Below are 14,992 nucleotides of genomic sequence, written 5' to 3'. Positions count from 1 at the left end.
CACGCCATACGCGGGACCGCGGCGGAAACCGGCCGCGGGGCGCGGTCCGGCACGGGGCCGGATCCGCGTGGCCTGAACGCGTGTCCCCTCCGGGCGGCCGTCACGTCGAGGTGTGTGCGAGGGGTTTCCGGCGCCGTAGCGGGCAGGCACTGTAAGAGGGAGCGGTTTACCGGCCCTCTCACTGGCGTCTCACCCAAGCCCTCGCGACCGGGGTGAACCCCTAGGCGGTGACAGGCACATGGCACTGGGTACGGCCACGGCCCCCTACGAGCTGCGCTTCGACGCCGGGCGGGCCTGCCTGGACCTGCTCTCCACCACGCACCCGGAGGAGCGGCTGGACTCCGTGGACGTGCTGCGCGCCTGGATCACCGGCTCCGGACTCGTCCCGGCGGACACCGCCCTGCCCCACGCGGACACCGGCTGGCTGCTCGCCTTCCGTGAACTGCGCGCCCAGATCGACCGGTTGGTGCGCTGCCGCCCGAGACCCGGCGTCGCGACGTACGACCTCGCGCTCGCCCGCGTCAACGACCTGGCCCGCACCGCGCCCCCGGCCCCGCGCGCGGTGCGCGGCGAAGACGGCCAGCTCCTGCGGCGGTTGGACGGCCCGCCCGGCTGCGCCGCCCTGCTCGCGGTCGTCGCCCGGGACGCCGTGGACCTGCTGACCGACCCCGTCGCGCGCGCGGCCCTGCGCCAGTGCGAAGGCGACAACTGCCCCATCGTGTACCTCGACACCTCCCGGGGACGCAGGAGGCGCTGGTGCTCCAGTGAGGTCTGCGGGAACCGCGAAAGGGTCGCCCGGCATCGTCGCCGCGCGGCACTCGCCCGCGCGTAAAACGGAATTGAGTGGTCCGTGCACTCAATTTCCCTGTCCTAAATGCGACTTCTGCGACCGCACTGTCGAAGTGATTTCGATTACATGTCGTTTACCTACGCCACCGTAGGGAAGGGCTGGCTTGAAGTTGCCGATGTGGCGGAAATGTAAAGAACGCGGGGTGGGAATGTGACCCCATGTCCAGCTCGTCACGTCACCTCGAAGAAATCTGTCACGTCTCTTTGAACACCCAACGGCTCGCGTCCGTACGGCTTGTGGAGCGACCGACTGGGGGAACCCCCGGACACCGGAGGTGGGCGTGCGCAAGGATTCCGTCGTGGCCAATGAACGTGCACCGAGGGCCCGACATCGCATGTCCCAGCCCTCGGAACCCGATGAGGAGCTGATGCGTGCGCTCTATCGCGAACACGCCGGACCCCTGCTGGCATACGTCCTGCGCCTGGTCGCCGGAGACCGGCAGCGCGCCGAGGACGTCGTGCAGGAGACGCTCATCCGTGCCTGGAAGAACGCCGGTCAGCTCAACAGAGCGACCGGATCGGTACGCCCCTGGCTGGTGACGGTCGCCCGGCGCATCGTCATCGACGGCCACCGCAGCCGGCAGGCCCGGCCGCAGGAGGTCGACCCGTCGCCGCTGGAGGTCATCCCCGCGGAGGACGAGATCGACAAGGCGCTGTGGCTGATGACTCTCTCGGACGCACTCGACGACCTGACGCCCGCCCACCGGGAGGTGCTCGTCGAGACGTATTTCAAGGGGCGTACCGTCAATGAGGCGGCCGAGACCCTGGGCATACCCAGCGGCACCGTCCGCTCCAGGGTCTTCTACGCCCTGCGTTCGATGAAGCTCGCACTGGAGGAGCGGGGGGTGACGGCGTGATGAGTGTTTACGGGGGTAACCAAGGGTTCGGTACGGGAGGCATGGGTATGTCTGGCCCCATGCAGGAATCTCCGGTGCCGAACGAGCACGAGACCGTCGGCGCCTACGCCCTCGGCATCCTCGACGACGCCGAAGCAACCGCTTTCGAGGCCCACCTCGCCACCTGCGAATGGTGCGCCCAGCAGCTCGACGAACTGGCCGGCATGGAGCCGATGCTCGCCGCCCTCGCCGACCTCCCCGGATCCGGCAGCACACCCGCGATCGGCGATTCCCTGTCCGCGAAGCCCCGGCCGCGCCTGGTGGAGAAGCTGGTCGACGAGGTCGCCGACCGCCGCGCCCAGAAGCGCCGCCGCAGCTTCTACATGGTGGCCGCGGCCGGTGCGCTGATCATCGGCGGCCCGTTCGTCGCGGTCGCGACCAATGGCGGCGACAGCGGCGGCGGTGCGGAGAACCGCCCGCTCGCGGCCAGCCCCGCCAAGGCCGCCTTCGACGGCATCTCCGACAAGATCACCGCCACCGACCCGAACACCAAGGTCTCCGCCACCGTCGCCCTCCAGAAGAAGGACTGGGGCACGGGCATGGTCCTGGAGCTGAAGAACGTCAAGGGCCCGCTGAAGTGCGCCCTCGTCGCGGTCGGCAAGAACGGCGAGCGCGAGACCCTCTCCTCCTGGTCCGTCCCGGAGTGGGGCTACGGCCTGCCGGACGCCAAGTCCGACAAGGCCAAGGAGCCCCTGTACGTGCAGGGCGGCGCCGCCTTCGAGCCGAACGAGATCGACCACTTCGAGGTCGTCACCTTCGACGGCAAGCGGCTGGTCGAGGTCGACGCGTAGGGCCGTTCGGCGGCCTGGCGGGCGCCAATGGGGCAAAAGACCCCGCGCCTGCCTGCCGGCCCGTAGCTTCCAGGGGTCCCCTTCGCGTACGGTTGACGGCTGCCCAGCACGTCAGAAGGGGGCCCGGTGGCCGCTCAGGCTCACAGACAAGGCGCGGTCGGTTCGGTGCACGATTCGGTTCGTGACCGGGAGATCCGCGTCGAACAGGAACACCTCGACCGGGTGTACCGGCGCCTCGAGGAGAAGATCCACGAGGCGGAGTTCCTGATGCAGGACGCGGCCCGGCGCGGGCAGGTCGGCACCCCCGGCGCACTCGCCGAACGGGACGCGCAGGTCTTCCGCGCGGGCATCCACCTCAGCCGGCTGAACAACGAGTTCGAGGACTTCCTCTTCGGCCGGATCGACCTGCTGACCGGCAAGGACGGCAAGAAGGGCCCCGACGGGGCGTACACCGCCATCGAGCCGGCGGAGGGCGCCGTACGCCTCGACAACACCGCCGACATCGCCGAAACCCTGCACATCGGCCGCATCGGAGTCCTCGACCAGGACTACGCGCCGCTGGTCATCGACTGGCGGGCCCCGGCCGCCGCCCCCTTCTACCGCTCCACCCCGGTCGACCCCGGCCGGGTCGTCCGCCGCCGCGTCATCCGCTCCAAGGGCCGCCGGGTGCTGGGCGTCGAGGACGACCTCATGCGCCCCGAGCTGACGGCGTACCTCGACGGCGGCGAGCTGCCCGTCATCGGCGACGGCGCCCTGATGGCCGCGCTCGGCCAGGCCCGCAGCCACACCATGCGCGACATCGTCGCCTCCATCCAGGCCGAGCAGGACCTGGTCATCCGCGCCCCCGCCGCCTCGGTGACGTACGTCGAGGGCGGCCCGGGCACCGGCAAGACCGCCGTGGCCCTGCACCGCGCCGCCTATCTCCTCTACCAGGACCGGCGCCGGTACGCGGGCGGCATCCTGATCGTCTCGCCGACCCCGCTGCTCGTCGCCTACACCGAGGGCGTGCTGCCCTCCCTCGGCGAGGAGGGCCAGGTCGCCATCCGCGCCATCGGCTCCCTGGTCGAGGGCAGCGAGGCCACCCTCTACGACTCCCCGTCCGTGGCCCGCGCCAAGGGCTCCTCCCGCATGCTCAAAGTGCTGCGCAAGGCAGCGCGCGGCGCCCTCGAGCTGAACGATCCGCCGGCCCGGCTGCGCGTGGTCGCCTTCGGCCGCCGCCTGGAGCTGGAAGCCGGGGAGCTCGACGGCATCCGCCGCTCCGCCCTCGGCGGCACCGCCCCCGTGAACCTGCTGCGCCCGCGCGCCCGCAAGCTCCTCCTGGACGCCCTGTGGGAGCGGTCCGGCGCGGCCGGCCGGCACAGCGACCCGGAGCTCGCGGCCGAGCTGCGCTCCTCCTTCGACGAGGACATCACCTCCGAGGACGCCTTCATCGCCTTCCTCGACGCCTGGTGGCCGGAGCTGACCCCGGCGGCCGTCCTGGACGCCATGGCCGACGAACGGCGCCTCGGCCGCTGGGCCCGCCGGATCCTCAACCCCGGCGAGGTCCGCAAGGTCGCCCGCTCGCTCAGGCGCGAGGGCCGCTCGGTGCACGACATCGCCCTGCTCGACGAGCTCCAGGCCGTCCTCGGCGCCCCGGCCCGCCCGCGCAGGAAGCGCGAACTCGACCCGCTCGACCAGCTCACCGGCCTGGAGGAGCTGATGCCGGTGCGCGAGGAGTCGCAGCGCGAGCGCGCCGAGCGCCTCGCGCAGGAACGCGTCGAGTACGCGCACGTCATCGTCGACGAGGCGCAGGACCTCACCCCGATGCAGTGGCGCATGGTCGGCCGCCGCGGCCGGCACGCCACCTGGACGGTCGTCGGCGACCCGGCGCAGTCCTCCTGGTCCGACCCGGACGAGGCAGCCGAGGCCCGCGACGAGGCCCTCGGCACCCGCCCCCGCCGCCGCTTCGAGCTGACGGTGAACTACCGCAACCCGGCCGAGATCGCCGACCTGGCCTCGAAGGTCCTCGCCCTCGCCATGCCCGGCTCCGTGTCACCGAAGGCGGTCCGCTCCACCGGCGTCGAGCCCCGCTTCACCGTCGTGGAGGACACGCTGGGCGCGACCGTCCGCGACGAGGCGGCCCGGCTGCTGGAGCGCGTCGACGGCACGGTCGGCGTGGTCGTCGCCATGCAGCGCCGCGAGGAGGCCCGCCGCTGGCTCGCCGGTCTCGGCGACCGGGTCGTGGCCCTCGGCAGCCTGGAGGCGAAGGGCCTGGAGTACGACGCGACGGTCGTGGTCTCCCCGGCGGAGATCGCCGACGAGTCCCCGGCCGGACTGCGCGTCCTCTACGTCGCGCTGACCCGTGCCACCCAGCAGCTCACGGTCGTCTCGGCCGACCGGGACGAGCCCGACGCGGCGGGAATCCCGGACCTGCTCAGGGACTGAGCCGGGTTACCCACTTGCCGGCGAAATGAACTCCCGGTACGGGAATGGCCTTACGGGATCTGTTTGTTAGCCTGGATGTGGCACCGGCTCGATCCAAGCCCCCGGGCCCAACCTTCGTCGCTACGAGCGACCACTTGCCGCGAGGCGAGCATGGCGGGTCGGTGCCACTCAACTGCGAAGAGACCCACGTCCACGTGACGTGGGTCTCTTTTTGCCGGCGCATTCCGCGAACAAAACGTTCGCAATCGAGGGCGGCTACCTGCTACTCAGCGGTAGGTGCGACGATCGGACGGCACAACTCAGCGTCAGGTGAAAGCAGAGGAAGTCGGCCATGGCAACGGCGCCCAGCGTCTCCTACTCGATGACGGTCCGGCTGGAGGTGCCCGCGAGCGGAACCGCCGTCTCGCAGCTCACCACCGCCGTGGAGTCCTCCGGAGGCTCGGTGACCGGCCTCGACGTCACCGCATCCGGTCACGAGAAGCTCCGTATCGACGTCACCATCGCGGCCACGTCGACCGCGCACGCGGACGAGATCGTGGAGGAACTCCGCGGCATCGAGGGAGTCACCCTGGGCAAGGTCTCGGACCGGACCTTCCTCATGCACCTCGGCGGCAAGATCGAGATGGCGTCCAAGCACCCCATCCGCAACCGTGACGACCTGTCCATGGTCTACACGCCGGGCGTGGCCCGCGTCTGCATGGCCATCGCCGAGAACCCCGAGGACGCCCGTCGCCTCACCATCAAGCGCAACTCCGTTGCGGTCGTGACGGACGGCTCCGCCGTGCTGGGCCTGGGCAACATCGGCCCGAAGGCCGCGCTGCCCGTCATGGAGGGCAAGGCGGCCCTCTTCAAGCGGTTCGCCGGCATCGACGCCTGGCCGATCTGCCTCGACACCCAGGACACCGACGCGATCGTCGAGATCGTCAAGGCGATCGCCCCGGGCTTCGCGGGCATCAACCTGGAGGACATCTCCGCCCCGCGCTGCTTCGAGATCGAGGCCCGGCTGCGCGAGGCCCTGGACATCCCCGTCTTCCACGACGACCAGCACGGCACCGCGATCGTCGTCCTCGCCGCGCTCACCAACGCCCTGCGCGTCGCGGCCAAGGCCATGGAGAACATCCGCGTCGTCATGTCCGGCGCCGGCGCCGCCGGTACGGCCATCCTCAAACTGCTGCTCGCCGCGGGCGTCAAGAACGCCGTCGTCGCCGACATCCACGGCGTCGTGCACGCCGGCCGCGAGGACCTCGTGGACGCCGCCCCGGACTCGGCGCTGCGCTGGATCGCCGACAACACCAACCCCGAGGGCCTCACGGGCACCCTCAAGGAGGCCGTGCGCGGCGCCGACGTCTTCATCGGCGTCTCGGCCCCGAACGTCCTCGACGGCGACGACGTGGCCGCCATGGCCGACGACGCGATCGTGTTCGCGCTCGCGAACCCGGACCCCGAGGTCGACCCGGCAATCGCCCGCCAGACCGCGGCCGTTGTCGCCACCGGCCGTTCGGACTTCCCTAACCAGATCAACAACGTGCTGGTCTTCCCGGGTGTCTTCCGCGGTCTGCTGGACGCGCAGTCGCGGACGGTCAACACCGAGATGATGCTGGCCGCCGCGAAGGCCCTGGCCGACGTGGTGACCGAGGACGAGCTGAACCCGAACTACATCATCCCGAGCGTCTTCAACGACAAGGTCGCGGGCGCCGTCGCCGGCGCCGTCCGGGAGGCCGCCAAGGCGGTCGGCGCGATGGCCGGCAGCCCGTCCGGAGTCTGAGGCCGAGGCCGGACCGGGCCCCCACGGGGCCCGGCCCCGGGACTGTGAGTAACCCCACGGCGGCCCGGAACCCGGCGCGTCGCAAGAACCCTGTCAGCAGCGCAGCTATCGTGGCGAAAGGCTCAGGCCCTCTTTTCGTGTGACTCCCCAAGGGTGTTCTCACGACTCCTGCGGGTGCCGGATTGGCTTTCCCGCCGCAGGTAGGGGCAGGATGCGTCCCTGGGCGCGAGGGTCTGACGACGGACCCGGGTCCGGGGACTCATCGAGGACCCTGGCAGCATCGGCTTCGATCTGACGCCTCAACGGCAAGATGAACACGGGAGTAACAACATGAACCGCAGTGAGCTGGTGGCCGCGCTGGCCGACCGCGCCGAGGTGACTCGCAAGGACGCCGACGCCGTGCTGGCCGCTTTCGCCGACGTCGTCGGCGACATCGTCTCCAAGGGCGACGAGAAGGTCACCATCCCCGGCTTCCTGACCTTCGAGCGCACCCACCGTGCCGCTCGCACCGCCCGCAACCCGCAGACCGGCGAGCCCATCCAGATCCCCGCCGGCTACAGCGTGAAGGTCTCCGCGGGCTCGAAGCTCAAGGAAGCGGCCAAGGGCAAGTAACCCTGCCGTTCGCACGCCGGCGGTGTGCGAACCACAGTGAGTGACATCAAAGGGGCGGCCACCCGAACCGGGTGGCCGCCCCTTTGGCGTCTTGACGCGAGCTACCCGAGCGCCTTGCCCGGCAGCTCCACCTTCGCGCCCAGCTCCACGAGCTTCTCCATGAAGTTCTCGTAGCCGCGGTTGATGAGGCCGATGCCGTGGACCCGGGACGTGCCCTGGGCCGCCAGCGCCGCGATGAGGTACGAGAAGCCGCCACGCAGGTCGGGGATGACCAGATCCGCGCCCTGGAGCCTGGTGGGGCCCGAGACGACCGCGGAGTGGAGGAAGTTGCGCTGGCCGAAGCGGCAGTCGGAGCCGCCCAGGCACTCGCGGTACAGCTGTATGTGCGCGCCCATCTGGTTCAGCGCGGACGTGAAGCCGAGGCGGGACTCGTAGACCGTCTCGTGGACGATGGACAGGCCCGTGGCCTGCGTCAGGGCCACCACCAGCGGCTGCTGCCAGTCGGTCTGGAAGCCGGGGTGGACGTCCGTCTCCAGGGCGATGGACTTCAGCTGTCCGCCCGGGTGCCAGAAGCGGATGCCCTCGTCGTCGATCTCGAAGGCCCCGCCCACCTTCCGGTAGGTGTTCAGGAACGTCATCATCGAGCGCTGCTGCGCGCCGCGGACGTAGATGTTGCCCTCGGTCGCCAGCGCCGCCGACGCCCAGGACGCGGCCTCCAGCCGGTCCGACAGGGCGTGGTGGGTGTAGCCGCCGAGTTTGTCGACACCGGTGATGCGGATCGTCCGGTCGGTGTCCATCGCGATGATCGCGCCCATCTTCTGCAGCACGCAGATGAGGTCCTCGATCTCCGGCTCGACGGCCGCGTTGGACAGCTCCGTGACGCCCTCCGCGAGGACGGCCGTCAGCAGCACCTGCTCGGTCGCGCCGACGGACGGGTACGGCAGCCGGATCTTCGTGCCGCGCAGCCGCTGCGGCGCCTCCAGGTACTGGCCGTCGTCCCGCTTCTCGATGCGCGCGCCGAACTGGCGCAGCACGTCGAAGTGGAAGTCGATGGGCCGGCCGCCTATGTCGCAGCCGCCGAGCCCGGGGATGAACGCGTGGCCGAGGCGATGCAGCAGCGGGCCGCAGAACAGGATCGGGATACGGCTGGAACCGGCGTGGGCATCGATGTCAGCGACGTTGGCGCTCTCCACGCGCGTCGGGTCCATCACCAGTTCGCCGGGTTCGTCACCCGGACGGACCGTCACACCGTGCAGCTGCAGCAGACCCCGTACGACCCGAACGTCGCGGATGTCCGGAACATTGCGCAGCCGGCTCGGAGCGCTGCCCAGCAGCGCTGCGACCATGGCCTTCGGTACGAGGTTCTTCGCACCGCGGACACGGATCTCGCCCTCCAGCGGGGTTCCGCCGTGGACAAGCAGGACATCGTCGTTGACGGTCATGAATCTCGCGTTCCGTGGAGTCGGGCAGGGGCCAGGAGGGAAAGGGTAATCGCCCACCACCCCCCTTCTGTAAGCCTGAGTAAGACCCAGCCACGTCATAGCTCTGTCACAACACGAACCGTTCCGGGCCGGGCACGTGGGGTCACGGCCGGTTTCGTGCGCGTGGGACGCATCAGTGCGCCCTGAGCTGCGTTCCCTCCCTGTGCCGCATTGCCTCCCCACGCGAAGGGAGAATGCGGGATCATTTCTGCCATGACCGAGGTGTCCTCGCTCACAGGGCGGTTGCTCGTGGCCACCCCCGCCCTGGCGGACCCCAACTTCGACCGTGCGGTGGTGCTGCTCCTCGACCACGACGAGGAGGGCTCCCTCGGTGTCGTCCTGAACCGCCCCACTCCGGTGGACGTCGGCGACATCCTGGAGGGCTGGGGGGACCTCGCCGTGGAACCGGGTGTGGTGTTCCAGGGCGGCCCGGTGTCGCTGGACTCGGCCCTCGGGGTCGCGGTCGTTCCCGGCGGCGCGTCCGGCGAGGCCACTCCGCTGGGCTGGCGCCGGGTGCACGGCGCGATCGGCCTGGTCGACCTGGAGGCCCCGCCGGAGCTGCTGGCCTCGGCCCTCGGCTCCCTGCGCATCTTCGCCGGGTACGCCGGCTGGGGCCCGGGCCAGCTGGAGGACGAGCTGGTGGACGGCGCGTGGTACGTCGTCGAGTCGGAGCCGGGCGACGTCTCGTCCCCGTCTCCCGAGCGGCTCTGGCGCGAGGTGCTGCGCCGCCAGCGCAGCGAGCTGGCGATGGTCGCGACGTACCCGGACGACCCTTCGCTCAACTGATGCGTGTGAGCTTCAGTACCCTTGGCCCTATGAGCACTCTCGAGCCCGAGCGCGGGACTGGTACGGGGACCCTCGTTGAGCCGACGCCGCAGACCTCCCACGGTGACGGTGACCACGAGCGCTTCGCCCATTACGTCCAGAAGGACAAGATCATGGCGAGCGCCCTCGACGGCACCCCCGTCGTGGCGCTGTGCGGGAAGGTCTGGGTGCCGGGCCGCGACCCGAAGAAGTACCCCGTGTGTCCCATGTGCAAGGAGATCTACGAGTCCATGAGCTCCGGCGACGACGACAAGGGCAAGGGCGGCAAGTAGGCCCGACCCGCGGGGCGTGAGGCCCCCAGGGCGCGTTTTGCGCGCCCTGGGGGCTTTTGTGCTGTCCGGGCGTTGCACGGGGTGCGTCTGCCGGTCACAGAGTGGTTGAGACCTCTTGTGGGCGTGTTCATGCAGTCCCTAGCCTCCGATGTGTTGTGCACAGCGAAACCTTCATTGCGCATGTTGCAACACACCTTCGGAGGAGCACTCCATGAAGCTGTCCGTCCGTTTTGCCGGGCTCACCGCGCTCGCCGCTCTCGTGGCCACCGGGTGCGCGCCCCAGACCTCCTCGAACTCCTCCCCCGACAAGGACGAGAAGACCGGCACGCTGCGCGTGTGGCTCTTCCAGGAGGTCGGCAACGCACCCAAGCAGAAGGTCGTCGACTCCGTCGTCGCCGGCTTCGAGAAGGCCCACAAGGGCACGAAGGTCGAGGTCGAGTACATCCCGATCGACACCCGCGCCCAGCGCGTCAAGGCCGCCTTCAACGACCCCGCCTCCGCGCCCGACGTGATGGAGTACGGCAACACCGACACGGCCGGCTATGTGAAGGACGGCGGACTCCTGGACGTCACGGAGGAGTTCGGCGACTGGAGCGAGGCGAAGGACACCGACCCGACGGCCAGGCAGTCGGTGACGGTGGACGGCAAGCTCTACGGCGCCCCCTTCTACGTCGGTGTCCGCGCCCTGTACTACCGCACGGACGTGTTCAGGGAGCTCGGCCTGTCCGTCCCGGAGACGATGGACGAACTCGCCTCCACCGCCCGCGCGATACGCGCCGCGAAGCCCGAGCTGTACGGGCTGGTGGTCGGCGGTGCCTACACCTACGGCGCGATGCCGTTCGTGTGGGCCAACGGCGGTGAGATCGCGAGCGGCAAGGGCGGCTCGTACGCGTCCGGCATCGACAGCCCTCAGGCCCGCAAGGGCATCAAGGCGTACACGTCCCTGTTCGGCGACGACAACTGCCCGGCCGCCAAGTGCGCGGGCATGGGCGGCAACGACACGGTCTCCGCGTTCGCCGCGGGCAAGGCCGGCATGGCCATCGGCGGCGACTTCAGCCACACCGCCGTCGAGGCCGGGAAGGTCAAGGGCAAGTACGCCGTCGTCCCGCTGCCCGGAGTCAAGTCCGGCTCGATCGCACCAGCCTTCGCGGGCGGCAACAACATCGGCGTCCTGAAGAGCACCTCGCACCGCACGCTCGCCGTACAGCTGATGGAGCAGCTCGCCTCCAAGAAGACGCAGGGCGAACTCTTCGAGGCGATGGGCTTCCTGCCGACCTTCACGGACGTCCGCCAGCAGGTCGCGCGGCAGGAGCCGTTCGTGAAGCCCTTCGTGCGGACCCTCTCCGCCGGGACCAAGTTCGTCCCCGCGTCGCCCGCCTGGGCCCAGATCGACTCCTCCCTCGTCCTGCCGACGATGTTCCAGGAGGTCATCAGCGGCAAGAAGGACGTCGCACAGGCCTCTGAGGACGCCGCGAAGAAGATGAACACCGCGTTCGGCTCCGCGGGGTGAGCCGGGTGAACGACCACCACACGGAAACGACGGACACCGACGGGGGCGGGGCCGCGGGTGCGTCGGCGGGAGTGGTCCCGGAGGGCTCCGTCGCGGTCCGTGCCCGGCAGGGCGGTGGCTCGCCCGGCCGGACCCCGGGCAAGGGCGACCGGGGGAACCGGAGCGGCCGGACGGGCTCGCGCCGGGCCGCGTCCGGCACGTCCCCGCTCGTGTCCGGCGGCTGGACGCCGTGGCTGTATCTCGCGCCCGCGCTCGTCGTGCTCGGGGGGCTGCTCGTCTACCCGATCTACCAGCTCGGGCTGATCTCCTTCTTCCAGTACACGCAGGCACAGGTCAGCGGCGGCGAGCCCGCCACCTTCGAGGGGTTCGGGAACTACGCCGAGCTGTTCGGGGACCCGCAGTTCTGGCAGGTGCTGCTCGCCACCGTGCTGTTCGCGGCGGCCTGTGTCGTCTCCACGCTCGCGGTCGGCTGCGCCCTCGCCGTGCTGCTCACGCGCGTCAGAGCCGTACCGCGCCTCGCGCTGATGCTGGCCGCGCTCGGCGCGTGGGCCACCCCGGCCGTGACCGGCTCCACGGTGTGGCTGTTCCTCTTCGACCCGGACTTCGGCCCGGTCAACCGGATGCTGGGCCTGGGCGACCACTCGTGGACCTACGGCCGTCTCAGCGCCTTCTTCCTCGTCCTGCTCGAAGTGGTCTGGTGCTCCTTCCCGTTCGTGATGGTGACCGTGTACGCCGGGATCCGCGCCGTACCCGGCGAAGTACTGGAGGCCGCCTCCCTCGACGGCGCCTCGCAGTGGCGCATCTGGCGCTCCGTACTCGCCCCGATGCTCCGGCCGATCCTGGTCGTCGTCACCATCCAGTCGGTCATCTGGGACTTCAAGGTCTTCACCCAGATCTACGTCATGACGAACGGCGGCGGCATCGCCGGCCAGAACCTGGTCCTGAACGTCTACGCCTACCAGCAGGCCTTCGCGTCCTCGCAGTACGGCCTCGGCTCCGCGATCGGCGTCGTGATGCTGCTGATCCTGCTCGCCGTCACGTCGGTGTACCTGCGGCTGCTGCGCCGGCAGGGGGAGGAACTGTGAATCCGCTCCGCGCCCGTGTGCGCCGCCGGGGCCGGCCGGCCGCCGAGGCCTCCGCCCTGCTGATCGCGGCCGTCGTCGCCTTCCCCCTCTACTGGATGGTGCTCAGCGCCTTCAAACCGGCCGGGGAGATCGAGTCGAGCGAGCCCAGGCCGTGGACGCTCGCGCCCTCCCTCGATTCCTTCCGGCGCGTCTTCGGGCAGCAGGAATTCGGCCGCTACTTCCTCAACAGCCTTCTCGTCGCGGGCTGTGTCGTGATCGCCTCCGCGCTCATCGCGTTTCTCGCCGCGACCGCCGTCACACGATTCCGCTTCCGCCTCCGGACCACCCTTCTGATCATGTTTCTGGTGGCCCAGATGGTGCCCGTGGAAGCCCTCACGATCCCCTTGTTCTTCCTCATGCGGGACGCCGGTCAGCTGAACACGCTGGGCTCGCTGGTCCTTCCCCACATCGCCTTCTCGCTGCCCTTCGCGATCTGGATGCTGCGGGGGTTCGTGAAAGCCGTTCCGGAGGCGCTGGAGGAGGCCGCGTACATCGACGGGGCGAGCCGGGCGCGATTCCTCTGGCAGATCCTTTTCCCGCTCGTCCTGCCCGGTCTCGTGGCCACCAGCGTCTTTTCGTTCATCTCCGCCTGGAACGACTTCCTGTTCGCCAAGTCGTTCATCATCAGCGACACCTCGCAGTCGACGCTGCCGATGGCGCTGCTCGTCTTCTACAAGCCCGACGACCCGGACTGGGGCGGGGTCATGGCCGCCTCCACGGTGATGACGATCCCGGTCCTGGTCTTCTTCGTACTCGTACAGCGCCGTCTGGTCTCCGGACTGGGCGGGGCGGTGAAGGACTGACGTGACCGAACTGGTTCCCGAGCCCCGCAGCGTCGCCGCCGCCACAGGCGAGGTGCGGCTGACGGCGCACTCCCGGCTCCACGCCGGCACCGGGACGGAGAGCGTCGGCCACTGGCTGAGCACCGCCCTCCGGCAGGCCACCGGCCTGCCGCTCCGTGAGGCCCGGGACCGCGACGACGCCGCCGGCGACGGCATCGGGCTCCGGCTCGGTCCCGCACTCGGCCCCGAGGAGTACCGCCTCGTCAGCGACGGGAACGGCGTCCTCATCGAGGGCGGCGGCGCCGCCGGCGTCTTCTGGGGCGCCCAGACGCTGCGCCAGCTCCTCGGCCCCGACGCGTACCGCAGGGCCCCGCTGGACCGCGACCGCGCCTGGACCGTGCCGTACCTCACGGTCGAGGACGCCCCCCGATTCCGCTGGCGCGGTCTGATGCTCGATGTCGCCCGGCACTTCATGCCCAAGGAAGGCGTGCTGCGTTACCTCGATCTGATGGCGGCGCACAAACTCAACGTGTTCCACTTCCATCTGACGGACGACCAGGGCTGGCGCATCGAGATCAAGCGGCACCCGCGGCTGACCGGAACCGGCTCCTGGCGCGCCCGCACCAAAACCGGCCACCGGGCCTCGCCGTTGTGGGAGGACAAGCCGCACGGCGGCTACTACACCCAGGACGACATCCGGGAGATCGTCGCCTACGCCGCCGAGCGGCATATCACCGTCGTCCCCGAAATCGACGTACCGGGCCACTCGCAGGCCGCCATCGCCGCGTACCCGGAACTCGGCAACACCGACGTCATCGACACCACCGCCCTCTCCGTCTGGGACACCTGGGGAATCAACCCGAACGTACTCGCCCCCACTGACAACACCCTGCGCTTCTACGAGGGCGTCTTCGAGGAAGTACTCGGGCTGTTCCCCTCGGAGTTCGTCCACGTCGGCGGCGACGAATGCCCCAAGGACCAGTGGCGGAGCTCCGAGACCGCCCAGGCGCGCATCAGGGAACTCGGGCTCGCGGACGAGGACGCGCTCCAGTCCTGGTTCATCGGGCACTTCGACACCTGGCTCGCCGAGCGCGGCCGCCGGCTGATCGGCTGGGACGAGATCCTGGAGGGCGGGCTGGCCGAGGGTGCCGCCGTGTCCTCCTGGCGGGGCTACGCCGGGGGCATCGCCGCCGCCCGGGCCGGCCACGACGTCGTCATGTGCCCCGAGCAGCAGGTGTACCTGGACCATCGTCAGGACCCGGGCCCCGACGAGCCGGTACCGATCGGGTGGGTGCGCACCTTGGAGGACGTCTACCGGTTCGAGCCCGTTCCACCGGAGTTGACGCCCGAGGAGGCCCGGCACGTGCTGGGCACGCAGGCCAACCTGTGGACGGAGGTGATGGAGGACCACGCGCGCGTGGACTACCAGGCCTTCCCCCGGCTCGTGGCCTTCGCGGAGGTCGCCTGGAGCGCCCTGCCGGCCCCGGCGGAACGGGACTTCGCCGGCTTCGAGCGCCGTATGGCCGCCCACTACCGGCGGCTGGACGCCCTGGGCGTCGCCTACCGGCCTCCCACCGGCCCGCTGCCCTGGCAGCAGCGCCCGGGGGTGCTGGGCCGCCCGATCGACGGTCCGCCGCCCGTCCGGTAGGGCCGGCGGTCGC

At 70.3% G+C, this 14,992-nt stretch carries 13 protein-coding genes; 12 read left to right on the top strand and 1 reads right to left on the bottom strand.

Going from position 1 to position 14,992, the window contains the following annotated elements; genetic code table 11:
• Positions 1-238 precede the first annotated feature (238 nt).
• The 6 genes from HNR57_RS09295 (at position 239) to HNR57_RS09270 (ending at position 7,337) form a co-directional block, all read left to right on the top strand.
• The gene (locus HNR57_RS09295) at positions 239-832 is read left to right on the top strand and encodes a CGNR zinc finger domain-containing protein (protein WP_184558709.1); all 594 of its coding nucleotides are present in this window, start codon (positions 239-241) and stop codon (positions 830-832) included.
• A 352-nt stretch (positions 833-1,184) separates the two neighbouring features.
• Complete coding sequence (locus HNR57_RS09290; RefSeq protein ID WP_010039908.1) at positions 1,185-1,706, top strand: sigma-70 family RNA polymerase sigma factor; 522 nt, start codon at positions 1,185-1,187, stop codon at positions 1,704-1,706.
• Complete coding sequence (locus tag HNR57_RS09285) at positions 1,706-2,536, top strand: anti-sigma factor family protein (protein WP_281403871.1); 831 nt, start codon at positions 1,706-1,708, stop codon at positions 2,534-2,536. The genes HNR57_RS09290 and HNR57_RS09285 overlap by 1 nt, the downstream gene beginning before the upstream one ends.
• A gap of 126 nt (positions 2,537-2,662) precedes the next feature.
• Entirely contained in the window at positions 2,663-4,960 is a 2,298-nt protein-coding gene (locus tag HNR57_RS09280) for a HelD family protein (RefSeq protein ID WP_184558705.1), read from the top strand.
• 331 nt (positions 4,961-5,291) lie between these two features.
• Positions 5,292-6,725, top strand: coding sequence for an NAD-dependent malic enzyme (locus HNR57_RS09275; RefSeq protein ID WP_184558703.1), 1,434 nt, complete (start codon positions 5,292-5,294; stop codon positions 6,723-6,725).
• 330 nt (positions 6,726-7,055) lie between these two features.
• Positions 7,056-7,337 carry an HU family DNA-binding protein gene (locus HNR57_RS09270; protein ID WP_003990598.1) on the top strand — a complete coding sequence of 94 codons (282 nt, stop codon included), beginning with the start codon at positions 7,056-7,058 and terminating at the stop codon, positions 7,335-7,337.
• Positions 7,338-7,438: 101 nt separating this feature from the next.
• Here the strand turns inward: HNR57_RS09270 and murA are convergent, their stop codons facing one another.
• Positions 7,439-8,779 (bottom strand): UDP-N-acetylglucosamine 1-carboxyvinyltransferase, encoded by a 1,341-nt coding sequence (gene murA, locus HNR57_RS09265; RefSeq protein ID WP_184558701.1) that lies wholly within the window; start codon positions 8,777-8,779, stop codon positions 7,439-7,441.
• A gap of 252 nt (positions 8,780-9,031) precedes the next feature.
• Here murA and HNR57_RS09260 point away from each other — a divergent pair, with 252 nt between their 5' ends.
• From HNR57_RS09260 to HNR57_RS09235, 6 genes are all read left to right on the top strand, one after another.
• Positions 9,032-9,604: a YqgE/AlgH family protein gene (locus HNR57_RS09260; RefSeq protein WP_184558699.1), complete on the top strand. Its 573-nt coding sequence runs from the start codon at positions 9,032-9,034 to the stop codon at positions 9,602-9,604.
• Between the two features lie 29 nt (positions 9,605-9,633).
• Positions 9,634-9,915, top strand: coding sequence for a DUF3039 domain-containing protein (locus HNR57_RS09255; protein WP_184558697.1), 282 nt, complete (start codon positions 9,634-9,636; stop codon positions 9,913-9,915).
• Positions 9,916-10,126: 211 nt separating this feature from the next.
• Positions 10,127-11,425 carry an extracellular solute-binding protein gene (locus HNR57_RS09250; RefSeq protein ID WP_184558695.1) on the top strand — a complete coding sequence of 433 codons (1,299 nt, stop codon included), beginning with the start codon at positions 10,127-10,129 and terminating at the stop codon, positions 11,423-11,425.
• Positions 11,426-11,634: 209 nt separating this feature from the next.
• Entirely contained in the window at positions 11,635-12,510 is an 876-nt protein-coding gene (locus HNR57_RS09245) for a carbohydrate ABC transporter permease (RefSeq protein ID WP_184558915.1), read from the top strand.
• Positions 12,507-13,352, top strand: a complete 846-nt coding sequence (locus HNR57_RS09240; protein WP_184558693.1) for a carbohydrate ABC transporter permease — start codon at positions 12,507-12,509, stop codon at positions 13,350-13,352. The genes HNR57_RS09245 and HNR57_RS09240 overlap by 4 nt, the downstream gene beginning before the upstream one ends.
• Before the next feature lies 1 nt (position 13,353).
• Entirely contained in the window at positions 13,354-14,979 is a 1,626-nt protein-coding gene (locus tag HNR57_RS09235; RefSeq protein WP_184558691.1) for a beta-N-acetylhexosaminidase, read from the top strand.
• Positions 14,980-14,992 lie beyond the last annotated feature (13 nt).

Origin of the sequence: Streptomyces paradoxus (genome assembly GCF_014202475.1) — a bacterium.
GTDB classification, from domain to species: Bacteria; Actinomycetota; Actinomycetes; order Streptomycetales; family Streptomycetaceae; genus Streptomyces; species Streptomyces paradoxus.
The sequence above is the reverse complement of the archived record's forward strand: the minus strand, read 5'-3'. Positions and strand labels throughout refer to the sequence as shown.